Consider the following 21522-nt stretch of genomic DNA (forward strand, 5'->3'; position numbering starts at 1 on the left):
TTGCCAAAGAATTCAATGTCACAATCAGATAATTCTATGAATGAAACGTCGAATATTCCAGTGACAATTATTACCGGATTTCTTGGATCAGGTAAAACAACACTTTTGAATCATATTTTAACTAATCAAGGTGAATTAAAAACCGCAATTCTAGTTAATGAATTTGGAGAAATAGGTATTGATAATGACTTAATTGTAAAAACAGATCAAGGTATTGTTGAACTAAACAATGGTTGTATATGTTGTACAATCAATGGAGAATTAATGAGCACTATAAATAAGATATTAGAAAGCAATAAAACTATAGAGTACTTGATAATTGAAACCACTGGACTAGCAGACCCTTTACCAGTAGCAATGACTATTAATAGTGCCACAGAAAGATTGAGATTAGATTCAATAATTACATTAATTGATGCTGAAAACTTTTGTGATGAAAATTTATCTAGCCAAATTGCAAGATCTCAAATAATATATGGTGATATATTGATAATCAATAAATGTGATCTTGTAAGCGAAGAGAAGATATCATTTATTAAGCGTAAAGTTTCAGAAATAAAAAACCAGCCAAGAATATTAAGAAGCATCAAAGGCAATGTACCTTTGGGCCTATTTTTAAGTGTTGGCCTATTCCAATCAGATTTGTTAGCAAAAGATAGTAGCGCCCATAACCATAACCATAACCATAACCATAACCATAACCATAACCATAACCATAACCATAACCATAACCATAACCATAACCATAACCATAACCATAACCATAACCATGAGCATGAGCATGAGCATGAGCATGAGCATGAGCATGATGAATCATCGATTGAGGGATTTACTTCATTGTCATTTCAATCTGAATTGCCTTTCTCATTGAGAAAATTCCAAAATTTCTTAGACAATCAATTACCATCTACTGTATATAGAGCGAAAGGTTTACTTTGCTTTGAAGAAAGTGAATTAACTCATATATTTCATTTATCAGGCAAAAGATTTACACTGGATGATACTAAAAGACATCGTAAAAGAGAAAATAAAATTGTGCTTATAGGGAAAAATCTTCAACACAATGAGCTATACAATCAACTGCAAGCATGTATTTCATATACGCATAAGAATAAAGTTCATTAAATTAGAATCTAGTCTTAATCAGAAGAACTGAGGAGAGATCCAATACCTAGCTAGCATGGATTAATACACGAAGAACTCGAGCTATTGCAAAAACTCGACTGCACTGATGAATGTATTTATTATTTTCGTGAAGTCATTAAGGGTTATCCGCTTACAGCTGCTTTGCTCGAATCAGACACCTTAAAGGCAAGAACATCTAAATCTCTAAGAAAAGAGAAGCCCGCCAAGATGGAACACCACCTGAAATAGTTAGAGTATGAGTCATACTTAGCTATTCTACGAGTTGATTTTGCTTCTTTGTAGGCATTTCTCTTTAATTAGAAGACATGAAAGATAGCCGACATGGATTACAATTACAATATGCCAACAAGTATTATCAAGATCATTGTCTTAGCCATGGTCTCTTTACTACTCGCTTCTACCTTTGGAGGCCTTTTATTCTCTTTCCTTAAAACATGAGTACTAACTGGAAAGATACCTCATGGCAAAAACACTTCTTAGAGATGAAGGCTCATAAGCCTACAGATATAAAGCTACTAATAGAAGGTCCTAAAGGGTTTTTAGATGTATTGAGACTTGGCGCGCTTCACGAGGAATACAATAGGATTAAAAATAATTGAGGCTTTCTTTCCGGATCTACTGGTTCTGAGCTTTAACTACACTCTTAGAAATGAGAGAATCTACACGGTGATTTTTAACCATTAGGCATAGAAAGGTTCATACTCTTGAGGAACTGGTAGAAGCAAGGACTTTTTTAGAAGAAGTTGGATATCTTCTCCTTATGAATCTTAAGCTCTTTATCAAGATGACTTGTATAAGATTCTATTAATTCATCACCGGTAGGTATTGATACCGTATCCACAAAATCTTGTACATAGTCAGAGGTAAAAAGTCTCCAGAATTTAGTCATATTCAGTTAAAGTTTATTCATGCTCAGGGTCACATTATATTTTTAAATAAACAATATTAAACTCTTCTAATTGTCTTACCTAGTAATAATTCAAGTGTTTATATAAAAGGTGATCATAAAAGCAATATAACTACAAGGTCCAAGATTGACCCAAACCTAAAAAAACCGCTCTTGTTCATAGACCCCCATGGCAAATAGACATTCAACTAATGGGTATCAACTGTTAAAAATTAAAGCCAGGTAGGAATTAGCCAAATTCTAAGCCCCAATTAAAGAATATTTACAGATTTTCAAAGGAACGAAGGATCTAGGCGTGATGGTCGATAAGAAATTATAAATGGTCTTTGCTCGCTCTTAACTGCAGTAACCACATCTTCCCCAGTATGCCAAATCCATTGCTGTTGAGGAGATCTGCCATCAATGTCAACGCTCGCCCCAACTGGAGGCCCAAAACGATGCCTTAACCCTGCCAAAACTTCAGTCATATTTTCATAATCCATTTCATAAGCTAGCTGTTTTAACCCATACTTCTCTGGAACACGAACAAGAAGACTATTGACAGGCAAGCCACTCATCTGAAAATCTTTAACTTCGAAAAGATCATTACTGACTCCCTCCCTTACTGGTGATAAAGACACACCAAGATGGCTTTCTACATTTGCAAGATCCATTCCCCATGACAAACCTTCCACGCATGCCATTGCAGACATAGGAGTAAATTGAATAATGGAAAGGAGAACAGCTAAGGCAACAAATCTCAAAGACTTTCCCATCTCAATGCTGTTAGATCTATGTGAAGACTAGATAGCTCCATAGAAAAATATATCTTTTATGAGCTATCAAACTTAAAGCATTTAAAGACTCTTGATAATAAGAGTATTCGCCATCTGATCTTTTAGGAAACTCATACCCCTCGTCTTTAAAGGTATCCCACCCACCCCGTCAAAGCTGAATAGTTTTATTAGATAAACAATTTCAAACGAACCATAGGAACAAAAGCAACCCAAAGAGCTCAAAGAAGTCTCATTCATTGCTCAATAGGCTGCTAAAAGATTAGCTTCACACTACTTAACATTATCTGTTATATTTTGTTACATCTATTCAATCTTTCCATGGATCAAGCTAACACCTCAGTCCTAGACATTGCTTTTGGGAGACCCGCAATGATTGGTTTCATCCTTCTTTTAGGCACATACCTTGTCACTGGTCAAATCATTCCTGGCACTTTTTAATGAAAACCTCTACAAGTTCAACCAAAGTCGAAACCAGCAAAGTTTTGGCAGAAAAAATTAATGGGAGAGCTGCTCTAATTGGCGTCATTGCTCTTTTAGGCGCTTATTCAGCAACAGGTCAAATCATTCCTGGTTATCTCTAAACAACTAAACCTCACTTACTAAAACTTTTTATCATGACTCCTGAAGCAGAAAAGTTCAATGGCTGGGCAGCCATGCTTGGATTTGTTGCAGCCTTTGGTGCTTATGCAACCACAGGTCAAATAATTCCTGGGATTTTTTAAATCATGGAATTTAATCCTTTCAAGCCTTTACAGCAATTTGTTTTGGCTATCTACAAAAAAGTCACTTTTAACTAATTCTGGGGAGCTTCCAAATGGGAATAGGCAAGTTATTTCTAACATCTATTTCATCTGGAATTATCACCCAAGATGAATTGCAATGGGTTGCACAAAAACAATTAACGTTTTCTAGATGTGAGCAAGTCACAGCCTTAAAACTAGGTCAACTCATCGATTCTGGTCAGATTCATCTTGGATGCAGGGTTTGACTGTTTTGAGAAAATACTAATTCTAATTAATTAGTCCAATCGCCTCCTTAAACTCTTGTTCCTAAACAATCAATTAATCCCAAACTTCTAATGAACAACAACTACTGGACAATCGCAGAAAGAACTAATGGTCGTCTAGCGATGATTGGCTTATTTGCACTAATAATAAATTACGGTTTTTTCGGCTGGATCATTCCTGGAATTTACTAATTAACTGACTGCTAATTTCAATAAAATATAATTGAAGTAGCCATATCAATTTTATAGCTACTTCTAACAATTTTTTATTCAGCAGAAGTGAAGTATTTTTTGTCTTGTCAATAAGGATAATGCGAGATTTTAATCAATTCCAACGCTCAAATCTCCCAGCTCTATAGGTTTCACATCTTTTTCAACAAACGTTCAATGGCTCAAAAACTTTCTATTGCTCTGAATTCACCATTTCGTGATTTGATTGAATTTTCTTTCTTCTGTCTCATTGGTTTTACTGCTGGATATATAGGAGGATTATGAATTTCTCTTCATTACTTCTTTTGAGCTCATGGGCTGGTTTGTTTTACATCGGCGCTGTTCTTTGGAGAGACCTTTCAAGAAACGGATCTACGAACTAATTCCAACTACGTTCAACATAAAGAAGAATTTACCATTAACCATTTTTTTGATTTACCACTATGTCTTTAGACGGGCTACAAACATCTATAGAAAACATCTCAGCATTGCAAGCCATTCTTTGGTGTTTATACCCAATGGCAGTACTGGTTGCACTTGAGTTTCTTGCTCGTTCAATTGATGACGATGATGATCAAGGTGGAGGCACGCTCATTCCAATCTTAGAAGGTGCTCAATAAAGTAATGCATTAATAAACAAGTAGATTTAAGGATTCTGCATGGTGCTACAAAATGATTGCGATCAGTCCTTTATATATCTTGTATGAACGCATCGATAATTAAAAAGCTTAAAAAGAATGGAACTTTTTGATCCTCTTAATGCAACCGTAATAAATGGGCAAAGCTTCGAAAACTCCAAACTGATTGATTTACTAATTGAAGCTTTGCATGTGGGTGCACTGAATGCTGCCATTCAAAGAAGTTAAAAAAGAAAGGATGGTTTGGCCTGAAAGAAATAAGTCGTACAAAACAAACAAATAAAAGAACTTGAAAGCCTAGTAAAAAAAGCAAAAGACAATCAGGTTTAAAGATTGAAAAAAATTAGTGAAGTCTTCCCTTCAATACATTTGAGCTGAAACAGTTCATTCTGAACGCCATATTCTAACTATTAGCTCATCATTAATAAAACAAAGAACTATGGCTTCTAAATCATCAAAGAATATTCTGTCAATGGCGCAATACAAAGCCGTTCTTGATGATTCTTCGAGTATTAATGAGCCTTATTTAGAACCAGGTCATTTGCATCCAGGGAAGGAATTACCCTCAAGCAAAAAATGGTTTAAAGGAGCCAGAGATAGAGGGTTCAGAGGAGATCTGGCAGCTTAAAACAATGAACGAAGTGCAAATTATTGAGCTCTCAGTATTAGTAGCACTACTGGGAGTTATCTGAGGCTTCTTTTCTTAAGATTCACTAATTGAGCTAAAACATTTTTCTTCAACCGATTTCAATCTTTGTTCAACTGACAAAATCCTTGATTCTATTCCCTTAGGGGAATCATTTTCTAGTTTATTAGAAATAGTCTCAGAAACAAATGCTGAGATTGTTTGACCAGAACTAATAGCAACTCTTTTCAACTGCTCCATTAATTCAGGTTCAATATTGATATTAAGCTGTGTTCTTGTTGTAGCCATTGCTTTAGATTGAAAAGTAATTTTCATTTTTGCTAATATAACCACTAAAAATATTGATAGTCAGATAGATCAGCATTATTGGACTAGACTATCTAGATAAGGCTAGTTGCATGTGATTGAAAACAATAAGCAAGTACCACAAGAGGAGGAAATGTCCTTTGAATTAACTGATGAAATCATTTTCAAACTAAGAACTTTTGCCAAGGAAGAGAATAAGAGTATCAATGAATTCATTAATGAGCTCCTTGAAGAAGCAATTAAAGAAGAAAATGAATCAGAAGATTAAGTAAAAAGCTCCAAGGCCACTTAAAACAGTTGCTCCTGCGATCAGGCTGCCATTGATGGTTTTCTTAAAAATCTTTGTCTTGAAAAAAATGAGTCCAATTTCACTAATTGTCAACGAAAAGCAATAGCACAGTAGTAATGTCAAGAGCCCTCAATGAATTACTAAAGTTCTATTCCAGCAAAATCCAGCAAGTTTTAAATGCATATGAAAGACCTGTACGAACCATCAACAACAAGAACATTTACTGAGTTTTCACAACATGCTGACTATTCACTGATGGAATCACTCCAAGCGGATCCTCAAGCGACAAGCGATGGTAATGATCATAAACCTCGTCAAGTGTTCTCCGGTCATTACGTACCGGTGAGCCCTACTGCTATTCCAGCACCGGAATATATTGCGCACAGCAAAATCTTATTTAACGAACTTGGGCTAAGTAATGAGCTTGTCCTAGACGAACAATTCCGCAGATTATTTTCAGGCGACATCTCAGTTGCGCAAGATCCAATGCGTCCTGTTGGTTGGGCGACCGGTTATGCACTGTCGATCTACGGCACTGAATACATACATCAGTGTCCGTTTGGAACCGGCAACGGGTATGGCGATGGCCGGGCAATTTCCGTATTCGAAGGCCTCTTCAACGGCAGGCGCTGGGAGATGCAACTAAAAGGTGCAGGACCGACACCGTATTGTCGAGGCGCCGATGGACGTGCCGTACTCCGTTCCAGCGTACGCGAGTTTCTAGCGCAGGAGTACATGCATGCTCTGGGAGTTCCAACCTCACGATCTCTAACACTGTATGTATCCAGATCCGAAACAGTTGACAGACCCTGGTATACCAACGATTCTAGGGCCACAGATCCCGACATCTTGGTAAATAGTCCTGCGGCGATCACAACACGCGCCGCCCCATCCTTTATACGTGTCGGGCAGCTTGAGCTGTTTGCCCGTCGCGTACGCAACAATGCGCAGAATAGTTCGCTAAATGAACTGCAAATGATCGTGAAGCACTTGATCAAGCGGAACTACAAGAGGGTGATTGACCCGAATCTTCCCTTCGCTAATCAAGTAGTCGAACTGGCACATTTGTTTCGCGGACGACTCATATCACTAGTGACAAACTGGATGCGGATTGGCTACTGCCAGGGTAATTTCAACAGTGACAATTGTGCCGCGGGCGGTTTCACTCTCGACTATGGTCCCTTTGGGTTCTGCGAACTGTTCGATCCCAGTTTTCAGCCCTGGACAGGAGGCGGTGAGCATTTCTCATTCTTCAATCAACCGGTTGCTGCAAAAGCCAATTTTCAAATGTTTTGTGCATCCATACGACCTTTGATCACAGGTAACAAGGAAGTAATTGCGAGGCTGGATAAAATTCAAGACGAATTCAGTGAAGCTATGGATCAAGAGATCGAAGCTATGTGGGCAAAGAAATTGGGAATTAATCACTATGACGCGACTCTAGTGAATGAACTTCTTCAGCTAATGATTCTCTCCAAAGTGGACTACACGATCTTTTTCCGAAAACTGTCTGATATTCCAGATCAACTCACAACATTGAAACCAAGCTTCTATCAGTCAACCTCACAACATGTTGATGCGCGATGGAACAGCTGGCTGCAACGGTGGCAAAATCGCATCAAGAGCTGCGGCGACCTCGCAATGACATCGGCAGCGATGAAACGCATCAATCCCAAATACACTTGGCGCGAGTGGCTGATAGCACCAGCTTACAAACAAGCTGAACAAGGTGATTACAGCCTCATCAAGGAGCTACAGGATGTGTTCAGGAATCCCTACGATGAGCAATCATCGGAAGTATCGATTAAGTACGACCGCCTAAAGCCCAAGGAATTCTTTAACGCCGGTGGTGTATCCCACTACAGCTGTTCGTCTTGACAAGACAAAATTCTAGTCAAACTCTGTTCAAACTTTTTTCAAACTTGCATTGAAAACGTACAAACCATTCGGGCTAATTCTTCTTTTCACACTTCCTTTACCACTAATTGCACAAGTTAACTGGAAGTCACCAGAGAGTATTGATACAAAAAAACTAAGTGTCTCAACTGCTAGCGGGCAGGCTGTAGTTGTAACTGCCAATCCTTTAGCAAGTGATGCAGCTCTTAGAGCCTTGGAGGAAGGTGGTACCGCAATGGATGCGGTTATCTCAGCACAGACAGTGCTTACTGTTGTTGAACCACAAAGTTCAGGATTAGGAGGCGGGTCTTTTCTTTTGTATTGGGACCAGGCAAAAAAAACTTTGTACGCACTTGATGGCAGAGAGACTGCTTCAGCTCAAGCCGAAGAGGATATGTGGATGACATCTGATGGGGGAGTGGTCCCATGGCTACAAGCAACTAGAAGTCCCTCTGCAATAGGTGTACCAGGTACAACAGCATTACTTTGGGAAGGACATCGAGAATTTGGACGTTTACCTTGGAAGACTAATTTCAGGAGGAGTATTCAACTTGCCAAGGAGGGATTCATCCCGAGTCCTCGCTTTCTTCGATCAATCTCTTTAGCAAAGACATTAGGAATTAACCATAGTCGAACTTTTAAATCTCTCTATCTCCCAAATGGTTCTCTCCCAAAACAAAACATTCCATTTCACAATAAGAAATTAGCAGCAACCTTAATCCGCCTTGCCAAGGGAGGCATCAATGAATTTTACCGTGGAAAAGTAGCCAATGAACTTATAACTGAGCTGCAACTCCAGCAGAAAAATAATAAAGAAATTAGAACAATCACTCACGAGGATTTAGAGAATTATAAAGTCCAAAAACGCAACCCTATCTGTCGCAAATACAAATCATGGAAAATATGTTCTTTCCCTCCTCCAAGTGGTGGTGGAGTTGCTGTATTACAAGCTCTTGGAACATATGAGTTTCTATCAAAGGCAAATTGGTCAGATAACACAATCACCCGTTGGCATCTTCTAGCAGAATCTCTAAGGTTTGCAGATGCTGATCGTTCTCACTGGATAGGAGATCCTATTGATTGGCCAGTTCCTCTCAAGGGTTTATTAGAAGAGGACTATATTAGGGAAAGGGCAAACGCTATCAAAATCAGTACTACAACATTTCGCCCTTTACCAGGGAAGCCAAAAGGTAGCGAATTATTGGATTTGGCAAGTCAACCGCGTACAGCCGGTGGAGGAACGACTCACCTAGTAGTAGTTGATTTAGATGGTAACGTCGCCTCATACACAAGTTCTGTTGAAACGGTCTTCGGGAGTAGGCATTTATCTGGAGGCATGGTTTTAAACAACCAACTAACTGACTTTTCATTTTTATCAAACGTCTCAGGGAAGCCAATTGCCAATCGAATTAAACCCAATAAGCGTCCTATGAGCTCTATGTCTCCAGTCATAGTATTTCGTGATGAACGTCCAATTTTGGCAGTAGGTTCACCAGGTGGATGGCTTATCCCCCATTACGTAACAAATGCATTAATTGGGGCACTAGATTTAAAGCTTTCTCCAAAAGAAGTAGTTAGCCAAAATCTTCTCTCGGTCCAGCCTGCTTATACGGTGCTTGAACAAAGTAATAACTGGTCGAAATCTCAGGCCAATATCCAAAAAGGACTAAGAAGTCTTGGACACCAAATTAAATACAGTTCTTTTAGCAGTGGAATAGCTTTAATCAAATGGCATAAGGGAAGTTGGCACGGGGCTGCTGACCCAAGAAGAGAAGGGAAAGCAGTGAGCTTACAGGTAGAAAAAAAACACTAAGATCTCATGTTATCGCGAGAACAAAGCTACTGAGGAAAAAACTTCTAATTAAAATTGACTAATGAAAAGCAATCTAAGCAATTCAACATTTTTATTCAAACTTAAGAATTAATTTAAAAATCCTCCTTTTCGTTTAATTCACGCGTAACACATTGTTTAAATTGCCATAAGGCTTTTACGCAAGTATTTAGGCTTTTCGGTTATTACTAACTAAAGTATAATTAACCGAATTAGGTGATATTTACCGAATCAATTTCTTCGGTTTACAACATTAGTAATTCTAAAAGACTAACGCAAAGTAGTGGTGTTAATTCACAGAACATCATGTACACATCTTTATTTGACCAAGTCTTCACCGACTCATTCTTTTCTCCAATGCGGACTGTTTATGTAGTCTCTGATAGCCAACTAGAGGAGATCAAGCGCAAACAGCGACAAGAAGAACTCGACAATCTTGAAGCTTCTCGTAAAAGGCTAGAGGAAACCTACCAATCACGTATTCAAATTATCGATGAACGTGAACATGAACTGAAAGAAGCACTCAAGGCGCTATTGCCAGCAGATAAAAAAAACAAACTCACTACTGAATAGACTGAAAGTACTTTGTTAAGGATTAATCCTTTTGACTAATTGATTGATCGAGATCAGTAAGGGAGTTTTGTGAGGGGCCTTATTTGGCCCCTCACTTTTTATATTTTCAACCAAAAAGTTTCTTACAAGAGCAGGCATAACTTCTTTAATTACCTATCATTGAAAAAAGCGACTCCTCAAATGGCAAAAAGAAGGTCCCAACTGAATATAAATATTGATCCAGAATTATTATTATGGCTAAAGACTGAATCAACTAAGTCAGGAAAAACTTTAACAGCCTTTGTCACTGAAAAACTAATGGGGACATCACCACCCTCTACTGATCATTTAGATTTACTGGAGAATAGACTCTTAAAGATAGAAGAACTGCTTCAGCTAAAAAACATATACTCTCATCAAGAAAATCAGATGGGAACTATTTTTACTGATGAGGGAGCAAAGAAATATGGTGAAGTTGCTAAGAGACTTTTTGAATCACATCGTAAACATAAAAACTTGTCTCTTGACGCTGCCTTGAAAGGCCTTGCTGATCATCTCAAAAATTACCCAAATAGTAATCCTGAACTGGTGTTCCAGATCCTATTAGGCAATCATGTCTTAACAGGTCCAGAAATGACAAATGCCTATAGAAGGGGATCTTGTGCCATGAGAAGCGCTCTATGCGATTGGAGCAATGACTCTTTAGAAGAATTAAACGAGGTTTTTCTAAATGCAGTGATTACTAAAAAGCTGGCTTAAATATCTTGATGCAATTGATCTTCTTCAAACAACTTGCAATGAAGTAAAAAAATACCAGATCGAATTTTTACTCAAACTCACAATTGTCGCTGAGTTGTAAAACTATTACTAAACCAATCTAAAAGCTAATGAAGAGTACGCCAATGACTATCCCAAGTAATCTCTACTACTGAGCTAAACCAATTCGAAGTTTTTCCGAACTTTTCACTTCTCTTCCTAGTCAATAACAAACAATGACCGATAAATCCTCACCATGGATCACGTCCCTGCGAGAAGAAATTCGCAAATCATGTGGAGATGGCTGGATGGTTCGTGGAATAGGAAGTGGCCATGTTCAAAAGGTTCAGCTAACTGTTCGTTTCGAGAATGGCAAGCGAAGCAGTATTATTCTCGGACCCAAAGCTAAGAGTGATCCAGACTTTGTTCCATGGGGAGTGACAAGCGCAGGATGGATACTGAATGTTTGTAAAGCTATCTCATTAAAAATGGAATCTGAAAATAAGAACTTAGATAAAGCGTATGGACTAGTAAAACAAAATCAGCAGTCTGGTTTAGATGGAACACTCGACTGGGAGAAGTTGTCTACAAAATTTAAAATACATAAAACAAGTACTGGGAAAAAAGGATCTCGCATTTGGAATAGAAACTACCGCACTACAATTGACCGCACATTACTTATTCTTGCTAGTGAACCTCCCATAGCAAGCGGCTACTCAGTCTTAAAAACGCTTGTTGAGCGCCATGGAGGAGCGCCTGGATCAGCAAGCAGACGACTCAGGGTCCAATATGCAGCTGAGTTCCTACGCTTTGCCTTTAGGAATGGAGCCAAGAAAAGCTGTTTACCTCCAGAAGATCTCAACGAACTCATCGGGGAAAAGGTAGCCATTAATAAAAAAAAGGAGGATTAAATCAAACTAAACTCTTCCTCATCAAAAAGATTAGAACTTCAATCAATAAATCCATTAAGAGAATAAAATCTTATGATTAATAAATGAAGAAATTAATTGACTGGCATAAATCTCTTATTGAACGTGCTCAAGAACAATTTGGATTATCTGGATATCAAATGTACTTGTCTGGATTGCTAGAGGGTGCTCTAATTCTTTGGGTCATAATGAAAGTTGCCTCTGTATTGAAAGCAAGTTCTGAGTTCCCTTTTCAATTATGAAACACTGAATTATTCCCTTCCTAACTGCTTATGAAAGTATCTTCTTTCTGAAAGCAAATATTAATCGCCTTCTCCAAGGCTTTTACTTTGTAACCCGATTGATTCGCTAAATCCTGCAGCAAGAATCCCTGTAGGAATTGCTATAGCACCAATTCCCAAAAGCGAAGTCACCGATGCGATTATTTTCCCAATTGCTGTCACTGGAATTGAATCTCCATAACCAACAGCACTAACAGTAGTGACAGACCACCAAAGACAACGGGGTATAGATCCTAAAAGTTCAGGTTGTATCGATGATTCAGCGAGATACATCAATGTGCTGCTTATCAATAATAGCAAAACTGTGTAAACCGTTGATATCTGTAGTTCTTGACTCTTCGATCTAAGTGCATAATTAAAGTGAAATATGCTTTTCTTAAATTTTTCACTCCTTCCTATCTTTAAAATTCTGAGCAATCGGATAACTCTTAAAATCTTCAATTCTGCTCGAACACCAATAAACGAAGGAATAATTGCAATAACATCGATAATTGCCATTGGAGACAAAACATATCTAAAGATTCCTTTCAAACCTTTGCCATATTTTTCTTGAAGAGGAGCGACCCATAAACGACAAAGATACTCAATACAAAACAATCCTCCAATGACCCAGTCTAAAAAGTCTATTTGATCTCCAAATTGGTAATCAATCTGATTCTCAGTCACTAAGACTGCGAAAAAAATTGAAATAAAGATAGTCACCCCACTTATTTTGTTAAAAAGAGAAGTCTGCGTTCCAAGATTGTTATTAGTTACCTGATCAAGAAGTTTTGTTCTGAATTCATTCATCTCCAAATAGAACCTAAACATCTATTCTTCCAAGTTAGACATTTCTTCATAGCAATTCTTAAATTGAACCATCGTTCGCGTTTCATTAAATCTACGGAAGAGGTAAATGCACATATTTTCATTCAATTAAAGCCCTTTACGTCGCCAGGCATGCATAAGCCAGGCTGATCTGTCAAACAAGTCTTCATTGTGAAATATGTAGGTATTTATACGCATGAATCTGTCTGTTTTCCTCTATGGTTTTCATTCAACCTCACTCCTCAAAACACAATGACACCTCAGGCTGAAAAATTCAATGGCTGGGCTGCAATGATCGGCTTCGTTTGTGCTGTAGGCAGTTATGCAACTACTGGTCAAATTATTCCTGGCATTTTCTAAATGGAATTCAATCCATTTAAACCATTGACTCAGTTATTTGAAAAGCTCTTTAAGTAACTTAAACCACTCCTATCGATTTAGATAGGAGTGGTCACTTTAATAAAGGAGTTCAATAAGTCTTCTCTCAGGAATAATGACAATGCTTCTGAACTATGTAAGCAGGATGGAGAAAGTTTTATGAGCTTAAAAAAATCTTGCCAAGCTTGAGCTACATTCCAATTAATCCATTCAGATGAAACTTAATATAAATTATCCATCCTAATGAAATCCATACTAGGTAACTACGATTAGAACGATACTCCCATCAGAAATTTATATGCTCTATCCGTATTTGGTTCTATTTCACTATCATAATTGATCTCATATTTTATTGATGTATGAAATGAAGAGTCTTGAAACGGATAAAATTTAAAAGTTGTTGAGAAATAATTTCCAACTTTAGTCTTTGATGAAAAAGCAGTAGAGACGATATCCTCTATTTCAAAAGATATTTTCTTACTAATATTCCATTGATATTCACTAGAAAAGAAAGTTGCTGGAATAAAACTCTCACAATCTGGATCAGTAGAGCACAATTCACCTCCGCCATACCAATTAATTCCAGGGCCTAAAGAAAGAGACAATTTCTGTTTATCTGTATTTATTAATTTTTTAGAAACTCCTATGGATGTAATATTCTCATTAATTCCTATAGTATTTAATTCATTGTACTTATATCTTGAATATGCAAATAAACTAAATTTTTCATTCCTAATCTTATCATAACGAATATCAACTTTTCGTTTATTTGATGTAGCCTGATTGTTATTTTGCTGCCTCTCTAATGAAGCATTTATCTTAAACCTATTATCTCCCGAAAAATAGATGGTGTTTCCATCTAATGAATAATCAAATGAATCATTCCCACCTGTTTTTATTCCATTAAAACCAAAGTCAATAGATGTTTGCCATGGTTTTACCTTGGGTTCAATATAAATTGAAGACACCCTTATCTTTAATTTTCCAAGATAAGGGTGTTGAATTACTTTTACTTCTTCAGAACTTAATTCTTCTAAAAGCTCTCCAGTAATAATGTCTCCATTTCTTAATTTGTAACTAGTTTCACCTGCTCTGACAGTAGGAACTGGAATAGCACTGGAAAAGCCAAGCAATAGAGATAATAGGCAAAGAGCTTTCATGAATAATAGCGATCAGATATTTCTTGAAGCATCTTTCTGATGTGCCCGTCTTTAGCATTGGTTTCTTCCTTTAGTTTCTCGCACGCACCTTTAACTTGCATCCACACTGCTTCCATTACTTCTCTTTCATCTTTTGAAGGCTTCCACTTAGGTGTTTCCATGTAAGAAAAAATCATGCTCACTGATAGCTCATCAGCTTTCTATAATCATCGTATGACTTATGTGGTTTTATACATTGCTGGCATAATTTGTATATGGTGGACTTATCGTGTTGGCTGGAGGGAAGCTTTCAAGAAGATTCTCAGCATCTTAATTCCATCAGCATTAATCATTCTGTTCAATGTGAAAGCTGGTCGATTACTTTTTAGAAGTCCTATAGTTGGAATTATAAGTATTCTACCAACCGCCATTTTGATATACCGAGGATCTCTACCTTTGGTAAATGGATTCAATAACTGGATTGACAGGAAGGCTAATAACTTTACTGAATCTCAAGATGTAGTTGATGCAGAAGTTATATCTAAAGAGGATGCATGAATAAACTTGGAGAGAGATAAAAACCTAGCTCTACTAATAAGAGATTAACAATGACTTAAACGACTTTCTCAAGAGTATTCATCTAAGTCTTCAAAGTCTTCCCGGGCACAAAAATGATGAGCTCGCTGATCATCAACATCTGCCATCAAATCAACATCATCATTTTTTTTAAGATTGTCAAACAAATGCGATATTTTATTTAATTGTGAATCAGTATTCATTAATAAAGAGAGATATCTTCTACTAAGTGCATAGCTAAAGATTGACATCTTGCAATTGGAGCAAATACTCTTTATGTGTAGATGGCTATTTATGAGGAACCTTTTATAGATTTAAAAGGACATCAGGAAATAACTCTTTTCTTGATTTAAGAAATAATAGAAGCCAGAAAAAAACTCCTAGAGAAGGTTATTTTCATGCTTTTTCAACCCCTTCTAAGACCAATATCAGAGCAAGAACCCTGCTGGATGCTAATGAAGAGTGATACTGCAGTCACTCCATGGAGTCTCAGCGATTTTTGAAATCCTGTTCTTGCAAACCTATTTATTTACTTCTGGTCTTTTAGAATAATTATGTTTGACAGCCAGGTTCAGATCACAAGGCAAATGATCTCAGCAATCACACTCTTATTTGGTTTAAGTATTGGTTGGCTTTTATCTTGCCGACGTCAAGCTAAAATAGAGAGGCAAAGAGAAAAAAAGAAATTTAGTGAAGAGATCGAACTAAGAGCTACACCTGATTCATACCTTTCAGAGTTTGACCTTATAAGAAAACGTTATTACGAAGCTAAGTTTAAAAAAATAACCGAGCCTATGATTAATAGAAAGGGAATCTCAATGACTGAAGAGGAAATTAATCTAAGGAAAGGATCAAAAAATGCATAGTAAGAATTGTTGACCTGGCTCAATTTACTCACTGCGATGTCCGCAGATCTCTTTACATAATTGATGAAAGAATATAATTAAAAAAAGTTCATTCTGTTCTAATTGTCATGTCCTTCTCTAAGAAGGCGTCATTATTTGTATCCATTGCCGCTCTTGCAGCTGGCATTGTTGCTTGTGGGTCAAATAATTCCGCAACAAACATTAGGCTTAGCGGAGCAGGTGCTTCCTTCCCTTCCAAAATCTACACCCGGTGGTTTGCTGACCTTAACAATGAAGGTGGTCCTAGGGTTAACTACCAAGCTGTTGGCTCTGGCTCTGGGCGAAAAGCTTTCATTGATGAAACCGTTGATTTTGGAGCATCGGATGACCCAATGAAAGCCCAAGATATCGCAAAAGTTAAACGAGGATTAGTTCAGATCCCAATGGTGGGAGGGACAGTCGCTTTTGGATATAACAATCCTGATTGCGAACTCAAGCTTACTCAGAGACAAGCAGTTCGTATTGCAATAGGCAAAATCAATAATTGGAGCGAGCTTGGGTGCCCTGCTCAAAAGATTACTTGGATTCACCGTTCTGATGGCTCTGGCACAACCAAGGCTTTTACCAATTCAATGGAAGCTTTCTCTAAAGAGTGGACATTAGGAACTGGTAAATCCGTAGCATGGCCTGTAGGTATTGGAGGGAAAGGCAATGCAGGGGTTGCTGGAGTTATTAAAAACACCCCCGGTGCTATTGGTTATGTAAACCAGTCTTATATCAAAGGAAATGTCAGAGCCGCTGCTTTACAAAATTTGTCTGGTGAGTTTCTAAAACCAAACATAAATTCTGGTGCTAAAGCCCTTAATGGAATCACTTTAGATCCAAATCTGGCTGGTAGCAACCCAAACCCAACAGCAAAAGGTGCCTATCCAATTGCTACTTTAACTTGGGTCCTTGCTTATGAAACTGGCAATGGCTCTAAAACAGAGGCAATTATAGCTTCCTTAGGATACCTTCTTAGCGACAAGGCTCAAGCCAAGGCTCCTAGCCTAGGATTTGTTCCTCTAACAGGAGATATCCTTATGAAAGCTCGTAAAGCTGTGACCAGAATTGGGAAGTAATTTAAGCAAAAACTATTAATTGCTTCCCATCAACAACCATCCTAGATAATCCATCCACAATTGATCTTCCTGTATCGTTGAAATAATCATAGGCACTTCGATATAAGAGATAATAGAAGCAAGAAGAAGCATTACGAATGGATGTCTTTCTAGTGTTGATAGCTCCTCTATGGATTACATCGTCTACATTCTGATCATTTATAACAAAAGTTTTCATGCATGGATGAGAAGGATCTCGGATATATAGTGCGACAATATAGACCTACTAAGTCATTGCAATCCCTGGCATATCCAGCTTCAAATACTGGAATGACAAATAAATTGGTCTAATAGGATAGCTAACCTAAAAACTTTACATAAACTTCGATTTATTCAAAAAGAGAGATTTTCTATAGGATCAGAAAAATCAATTAACGCTTTAAAGGTATTGGCATCATCTTGCCACCACCCTGATCATCATCATCTTCAAACGAGAAGAAGATTACCACTATTCCAAAACTCGCAATAAAGACTGAATAAGAAATAACTGCGAATTCACTCATGTGACTTGAGGTTTTATCAAAATTATCAAACTGTGGAGAGCAAAGATGTACTTATTAATACGAAATAGCAATTATAAAGAGAAAATATCATCTAAGTTAAAAATGTCTAAAAAAAAGACAGCCTTGTGAGGAGGGCTGTCTGATAAAAACTTTGTCGATAAAGTTATAAAATCAATCATACAGATGAAAGCAAATAAAGAAAGATGTATTTGATACCAAAAACAAAACATAAAAATATTTAGATCATAGCGTATTAAGTAAAGCCTTAATAAATTATCGCTTAGAAAGAACTTTTTGTATGATTAGCATACACCTTCTATATAATTAGTGGGTGCCTTCTGAGAAGTTATGAATAGAAATCAATTTCGAGATAATATGATCAATATCTAAAATTCCATTTAATTTAAAAAGAATGAAGACATTTTTTGCAAAGCGCAGGAAGGATTATTTTATTAAATTATTCTCTTTTAAAAAGTTTAGAAGGTCATTGCTATAGTGTTTTGCAGTAGCATATGAAATATGATTAGTATCTGAATATATGTATTCATTATTCTCTTTATTAAGACAAATCTTATTAGGGCAAATTTTATCAAATAAATCATATATATACACATTACTTTGATTTAAACTAATCTCTTTTAAAGCAGAGGTTATTGGTTTGATTCTAGTAATTAAAAAGTTCTTTTCTTCCTTATATACCTTGCAATCTTCATTTATATATGGTCGAAACCACTCTTCCAGGCATGAGTATTGAGGTGGTGGATTATCAATACCTTCAAATACAGGTAAAGGGGATACAATAACAATATGAATACCTAGTTTCTTTACTCTTTCTGCTAAAGATCTGACTTTTTCAGTCCATTCTATTAATGATTCATCTGCTTCAATTTCTTTCAGACTATCTGAGTAATGCTTAACAGGAAAATCACCTTTTGTAATTATCGGTTCAATAAAATATTTATCTAGTCTTGATGATAAGACAATAATATCGTTTTCTTTAAGCAGTGGAAGTCTATTTTCGAATGCTTCATTTGTATTTCTAAATCTTTCTTTAGAAACATCAAGTGTATTACCTGCTTTGTCTGTAAAATGTGTTGTGGGGTAAGGACCTGGAGAGGATACATACACACCTACTCCTGATAAATTATGTAAAGCTCCAATCAGTGGTATTAAGTGTCCCGCATGGCTATCTCCAATCAATAGAATTGTTGGCAAATCAGCTTCTTTTGATGCTGTATAACAGCTTTTGACTAAATCAGATTGATGGCAAGAACCATATGTAGCTGATATATATTCAGAAGAGTAACCTCCATCAATATCTATATTATGTTTACCAATGAACAATTTTTTGTTTATTGGTTGCAAAGAATTCAGGATAGATAGTCTTGGAGTCCTAATGAAGCAAATTACTAAAAATATACTTGTCGTGATCACACAAAGTATAGAAAAATATATACTTTTTAGCTTGCTAATATTATATTTGCTTTTTCGTATAGGCAACTCTATATAATCATAGGAAAAAGTAGATATAAAATACATAAAATATAGCTGAAATGGAAGAGTCCACCAATGTATTCCTACCGTCCACTTGCTAATAGAAATTACGCCCCAGTGCCAAAGATATAATGAATATGAAATTAAGCCTAAATTCATGCATAACTTTGTTGTTAATATTTTATAAACTTTATCGTTCATTTTAATTCTAATGATCAAAAGACATGTAAATAAAATAATTGCAAGTGTTGAAGAGAATATATACTTACCAGGACTAAACATGATTAAAATTAAAGCTATAAATATCAAAGATGTTTTGAGATATTTAAACTTATTAATTACTGATAATAATTTTTCTTTATATATAAATAGCAGGCTTCCAGCTGCTATTTCCCAAAACCTAAAAGGCATAAGGTAATAGGCTGCATTTATATTTATTTGAAGAAAATGGTAAAACCCAATTAATGAAATAAAAGCAAAGAATATAAGTATAATTCCAAGATATTTATATCCATTCTTGCTGCCATTCCCAAATCCTGAGAACCATGTGAGGAAAGGAAATATCAAGTAAAATTGTTCTTCTACTGCTAAAGACCATGTCTGGGTGAATGGATTTAACAATGTTGTCTCTGCAAAATAATTATTTGAAATTACAAAAAGGTGTATATTCGAGAAACCAAATGTTGAGAATAAGCCTGTCAGATAAGAAGAGACTGGTTGCGGATCAAATAAACTTATTACAAAGAACATTATAAGAACATAAAACAATAACGCAGGTAAAATCCTCTTTAACCTCCTTTCGTAAAAACCCAATATGAATTCTGATATCCTTGATTCTTGACGAGTTGCCAGTGAAGATGTAATTACATAACCTGAAATTACAAAGAAAATATCTACACCTAAGAACCCACTGGGAAGTAAATCATTATTTATATGGTTAATTATAACTGCAATTACTGCTATCGCTCTTAACCCATTTATTTCTGGTCTAAAGCCTTTAGTGCTTAAATTCTCTTTCTCATAATAATCTTTGTGAAATAGATCATATTGCGATTTGCTTTTCATTCTTATTCAGCAGATTTCTCTTGACAAATGAGGAATTACGCTGACTGCTGAAGCATTAAAACATATTTTTCTAGATTATCTAGGTACGCTAGATCAGGCTGTTACTTTTGAAATGATAAAAAGCCTAAAATTAACCTATAACTACCTTTGGCTGATTTCTCTTCTTTTACAAATTCAGCTATTTATGTATAAATCCTATAAGCGCTTTACATTCCATTTCTAGCTTTTCCTGAAAGACTCTTCGTTTTGGACAAAAATAAAGAGCTATTTCTTTGTACTCAAAAGCTCTTTCCCTTTACTTATGTCAACTGCATCTCCAATGAGTTTTTCACTCAATTGCCATAGTTGTTCTCTTTCATCGCTATTTAAAGCTGATGGTGCTATACGGCAAATCTTCGGATAACCTCTGAAATTAAACCTAGGTCCATATTGCTCCCCAGTTTTTGCCGTTGGATCTGTTGCAGCGAGAAGCTGAGGGAGGGCCCCCATACGAGAACTCTGAAACATTGGATCCATTAATTTATAGGCTATAGCCTCTTGCCAAGATCCATTAAGTTTTACTGATGTAGATTGCAAGTTCGTTCGAGCCAAGCCCGGATGGGCAGAAAGCGAAGCAATATCTAAATTTGATTGCTGTAATCTTTTACTCAGCTCCAAAGCGAACATAACATTCGCAAGTTTGCTTTGAGAATAAGAAGACCACCGATCATATCCCTCCCCCCCTTGAAGATCATCCAAATTAATTTTGCCCATATATTGAGCTCCAGAAGAAACAGTTACAACACGACTCCCGGGTTGTTTAGCAATTAATGGCAACAGCTTAAGGGTCAAAGCCATATGGCTAAGATGATTAACTGCGAATTGGAGTTCAAACCCTTGTTTGCTAAATGTTTGAGGAGGAGCCATTACACCAGCATTATTAATCAAGAGATCTAATTTTTTATATTTGACAGCAATTTTATCTAGCGCTTCATTTACTTTTTCTAAATCAGCAAGATCTATCTCTAGTACATCAATTTTTCCACAATCAGTTTCATCAAGAAGTTTCTGTCGTGATCTCTCAGCTTTTTCTAATGTGCGACAGCCAAGAATTACAGTTGCACCCTTCTCAAGTAAAGCTTGTGCTGTGTCGAAGCCCAAGCCACTATTTGCACCCGTTACAAAAACTGTTCGGCCTTCTTGGCTAGGAATTGAATTGATAGACCAAGTCATTTAATTGAAGAGCTTCCATATAAGAGATAATAGAAGTCACACAGCACTGAGATCTAAAGTTTTCTCAAACTTTACTCAAATCCAGTCAGAACGAGGAGATCAAAAACTATGCCTACACCTAAACTGGCTAATGAAAAGCGAACAAAAATAGACAAGGATGCTAGATGAAGCGTT

The 21522-nt window shown here is 36.6% G+C and carries 30 protein-coding genes and 1 pseudogene; 21 read left to right on the plus strand and 10 right to left on the minus strand.

All coding sequences use genetic code 11. The annotated features are described in order from the left end of the window. Positions 1 to 15: 15 nt before the first annotated feature. Together PRO_RS07385 and PRO_RS09460 are read left to right on the plus strand one after the other, a co-directional pair. On the plus strand, positions 16 to 1125 hold the full coding sequence (locus tag PRO_RS07385; protein ID WP_167514388.1) for a CobW family GTP-binding protein: 1110 nt from the start codon (positions 16 to 18) through the stop codon (positions 1123 to 1125). 455 nt (positions 1126 to 1580) lie between these two features. Next, positions 1581 to 1745 (plus strand): hypothetical protein, encoded by a 165-nt coding sequence (locus tag PRO_RS09460; RefSeq protein ID WP_011125660.1) that lies wholly within the window; start codon positions 1581 to 1583, stop codon positions 1743 to 1745. 580 nt (positions 1746 to 2325) lie between these two features. Here the strand turns inward: PRO_RS09460 and PRO_RS07390 are convergent. Continuing rightward, entirely contained in the window at positions 2326 to 2808 is a 483-nt protein-coding gene (locus PRO_RS07390) for a hypothetical protein (protein WP_011125662.1), read from the minus strand. Positions 2809 to 3147: 339 nt separating this feature from the next. Between PRO_RS07390 and PRO_RS07395 the strand changes: the two genes are divergently transcribed. From PRO_RS07395 to PRO_RS07415, 8 genes and pseudogenes are all read left to right on the plus strand, one after another. Beyond that, positions 3148 to 3267: a high light inducible protein gene (locus PRO_RS07395; protein ID WP_011125663.1), complete on the plus strand. Its 120-nt coding sequence runs from the start codon at positions 3148 to 3150 to the stop codon at positions 3265 to 3267. After that, on the plus strand, positions 3267 to 3410 hold the full coding sequence (locus tag PRO_RS07400; protein WP_011125664.1) for a high light inducible protein: 144 nt from the start codon (positions 3267 to 3269) through the stop codon (positions 3408 to 3410). Before PRO_RS07395 ends, PRO_RS07400 begins: the two co-directional genes overlap by 1 nt. 33 nt (positions 3411 to 3443) lie before the next feature. Beyond that, entirely contained in the window at positions 3444 to 3551 is a 108-nt protein-coding gene (locus tag PRO_RS07405) for a high light inducible protein (protein ID WP_011125327.1), read from the plus strand. 92 nt (positions 3552 to 3643) lie between these two features. Beyond that, entirely contained in the window at positions 3644 to 3817 is a 174-nt protein-coding gene (locus tag PRO_RS09465; protein ID WP_011125665.1) for a hypothetical protein, read from the plus strand. 96 nt (positions 3818 to 3913) lie between these two features. Then, positions 3914 to 4027: pseudogene (locus PRO_RS07410) on the plus strand (high light inducible protein); the annotation flags it as partial. Positions 4028 to 4488: 461 nt separating this feature from the next. Further along, a complete protein-coding gene (locus PRO_RS09470) occupies positions 4489 to 4665 on the plus strand; it encodes a hypothetical protein (RefSeq protein WP_011125667.1) in 177 nt (58 codons plus the stop codon). Between the two features lie 117 nt (positions 4666 to 4782). Beyond that, positions 4783 to 4911, plus strand: a complete 129-nt coding sequence (locus tag PRO_RS09625; protein WP_011125668.1) for a hypothetical protein — start codon at positions 4783 to 4785, stop codon at positions 4909 to 4911. 244 nt (positions 4912 to 5155) lie between these two features. After that, a complete protein-coding gene (locus PRO_RS07415) occupies positions 5156 to 5311 on the plus strand; it encodes a hypothetical protein (protein ID WP_164923244.1) in 156 nt (51 codons plus the stop codon). Positions 5312 to 5386: 75 nt separating this feature from the next. Here the strand turns inward: PRO_RS07415 and PRO_RS07420 are convergent, their stop codons facing one another. Then, the gene (locus PRO_RS07420; RefSeq protein WP_036896479.1) at positions 5387 to 5644 is read right to left on the minus strand and encodes a hypothetical protein; all 258 of its coding nucleotides are present in this window, start codon (positions 5642 to 5644) and stop codon (positions 5387 to 5389) included. A gap of 85 nt (positions 5645 to 5729) precedes the next feature. On the opposite strand from PRO_RS07420, the gene PRO_RS07425 reads away from it, so the two are divergent. The 7 genes from PRO_RS07425 (at position 5730) to PRO_RS09475 (ending at position 12130) form a co-directional block, all read left to right on the plus strand. After that, positions 5730 to 5903 (plus strand): hypothetical protein, encoded by a 174-nt coding sequence (locus PRO_RS07425; RefSeq protein ID WP_164923245.1) that lies wholly within the window; start codon positions 5730 to 5732, stop codon positions 5901 to 5903. Positions 5904 to 6101: 198 nt separating this feature from the next. Further along, positions 6102 to 7802, plus strand: a complete 1701-nt coding sequence (locus PRO_RS07430; RefSeq protein WP_011125671.1) for a protein adenylyltransferase SelO — start codon at positions 6102 to 6104, stop codon at positions 7800 to 7802. A gap of 49 nt (positions 7803 to 7851) precedes the next feature. Further along, entirely contained in the window at positions 7852 to 9633 is a 1782-nt protein-coding gene (locus PRO_RS07435; protein WP_011125672.1) for a gamma-glutamyltransferase family protein, read from the plus strand. A 324-nt stretch (positions 9634 to 9957) separates the two neighbouring features. Continuing rightward, positions 9958 to 10224, plus strand: coding sequence for a hypothetical protein (locus tag PRO_RS07440; protein ID WP_036892474.1), 267 nt, complete (start codon positions 9958 to 9960; stop codon positions 10222 to 10224). 180 nt (positions 10225 to 10404) lie between these two features. Next, on the plus strand, positions 10405 to 10962 hold the full coding sequence (locus PRO_RS07445; RefSeq protein WP_036892590.1) for a hypothetical protein: 558 nt from the start codon (positions 10405 to 10407) through the stop codon (positions 10960 to 10962). 233 nt (positions 10963 to 11195) lie between these two features. Beyond that, the gene (locus tag PRO_RS07450) at positions 11196 to 11870 is read left to right on the plus strand and encodes a hypothetical protein (protein ID WP_011125675.1); all 675 of its coding nucleotides are present in this window, start codon (positions 11196 to 11198) and stop codon (positions 11868 to 11870) included. 83 nt (positions 11871 to 11953) lie between these two features. Continuing rightward, positions 11954 to 12130, plus strand: a complete 177-nt coding sequence (locus tag PRO_RS09475) for a hypothetical protein (RefSeq protein ID WP_011125676.1) — start codon at positions 11954 to 11956, stop codon at positions 12128 to 12130. A gap of 60 nt (positions 12131 to 12190) precedes the next feature. Here the strand turns inward: PRO_RS09475 and PRO_RS07455 are convergent, their stop codons facing one another. Beyond that, positions 12191 to 12958 carry an ion transporter gene (locus PRO_RS07455; protein ID WP_011125677.1) on the minus strand — a complete coding sequence of 256 codons (768 nt, stop codon included), beginning with the start codon at positions 12956 to 12958 and terminating at the stop codon, positions 12191 to 12193. Between the two features lie 270 nt (positions 12959 to 13228). Here PRO_RS07455 and PRO_RS07460 point away from each other — a divergent pair, with 270 nt between their 5' ends. Further along, the gene (locus tag PRO_RS07460; protein ID WP_011125678.1) at positions 13229 to 13336 is read left to right on the plus strand and encodes a high light inducible protein; all 108 of its coding nucleotides are present in this window, start codon (positions 13229 to 13231) and stop codon (positions 13334 to 13336) included. A 287-nt stretch (positions 13337 to 13623) separates the two neighbouring features. Here PRO_RS07460 and PRO_RS07465 read toward each other — a convergent pair whose 3' ends face one another. Both PRO_RS07465 and PRO_RS07470 read right to left on the minus strand, forming a co-directional pair. Then, entirely contained in the window at positions 13624 to 14514 is an 891-nt protein-coding gene (locus tag PRO_RS07465; protein WP_011125679.1) for a DUF481 domain-containing protein, read from the minus strand. Then, complete coding sequence (locus PRO_RS07470; protein ID WP_164923188.1) at positions 14511 to 14690, minus strand: hypothetical protein; 180 nt, start codon at positions 14688 to 14690, stop codon at positions 14511 to 14513. Before PRO_RS07470 ends, PRO_RS07465 begins: the two co-directional genes overlap by 4 nt. Positions 14691 to 14727: 37 nt before the next feature. Here PRO_RS07470 and PRO_RS07475 point away from each other — a divergent pair, with 37 nt between their 5' ends. Further along, on the plus strand, positions 14728 to 15051 hold the full coding sequence (locus PRO_RS07475) for a membrane protein (protein ID WP_011125681.1): 324 nt from the start codon (positions 14728 to 14730) through the stop codon (positions 15049 to 15051). Between the two features lie 68 nt (positions 15052 to 15119). Here PRO_RS07475 and PRO_RS07480 read toward each other — a convergent pair whose 3' ends face one another. Beyond that, complete coding sequence (locus PRO_RS07480; protein ID WP_036892476.1) at positions 15120 to 15320, minus strand: hypothetical protein; 201 nt, start codon at positions 15318 to 15320, stop codon at positions 15120 to 15122. Positions 15321 to 15623: 303 nt separating this feature from the next. Here PRO_RS07480 and PRO_RS07485 point away from each other — a divergent pair, with 303 nt between their 5' ends. Together PRO_RS07485 and pstS are read left to right on the plus strand one after the other, a co-directional pair. After that, positions 15624 to 15935, plus strand: coding sequence for a hypothetical protein (locus PRO_RS07485; protein WP_011125682.1), 312 nt, complete (start codon positions 15624 to 15626; stop codon positions 15933 to 15935). A gap of 107 nt (positions 15936 to 16042) precedes the next feature. Next, on the plus strand, positions 16043 to 17035 hold the full coding sequence (gene pstS / locus PRO_RS07490; protein ID WP_011125683.1) for a phosphate ABC transporter substrate-binding protein PstS: 993 nt from the start codon (positions 16043 to 16045) through the stop codon (positions 17033 to 17035). A gap of 1 nt (position 17036) precedes the next feature. On the opposite strand, the gene PRO_RS07495 is transcribed toward pstS, so the two are convergent. The 4 genes from PRO_RS07495 to PRO_RS07505 all read right to left on the minus strand — a co-directional run bounded on the left by PRO_RS07495 (position 17037) and on the right by PRO_RS07505 (position 21348). Beyond that, positions 17037 to 17252, minus strand: coding sequence for a hypothetical protein (locus PRO_RS07495; RefSeq protein WP_011125684.1), 216 nt, complete (start codon positions 17250 to 17252; stop codon positions 17037 to 17039). 193 nt (positions 17253 to 17445) lie between these two features. Next, positions 17446 to 17577, minus strand: a complete 132-nt coding sequence (locus PRO_RS09630) for a hypothetical protein (RefSeq protein ID WP_011125685.1) — start codon at positions 17575 to 17577, stop codon at positions 17446 to 17448. A gap of 444 nt (positions 17578 to 18021) precedes the next feature. Continuing rightward, complete coding sequence (locus PRO_RS07500) at positions 18022 to 20136, minus strand: acyltransferase family protein (protein WP_011125686.1); 2115 nt, start codon at positions 20134 to 20136, stop codon at positions 18022 to 18024. A gap of 264 nt (positions 20137 to 20400) precedes the next feature. Beyond that, positions 20401 to 21348 (minus strand): oxidoreductase, encoded by a 948-nt coding sequence (locus tag PRO_RS07505; RefSeq protein ID WP_011125687.1) that lies wholly within the window; start codon positions 21346 to 21348, stop codon positions 20401 to 20403. Between the last annotated feature and the right edge of the window lie 174 nt (positions 21349 to 21522).

The sequence above is a fragment of the Prochlorococcus marinus subsp. marinus str. CCMP1375 genome, from assembly GCF_000007925.1.
Classification (GTDB): domain Bacteria; phylum Cyanobacteriota; class Cyanobacteriia; order PCC-6307; family Cyanobiaceae; genus Prochlorococcus_E; species Prochlorococcus_E marinus.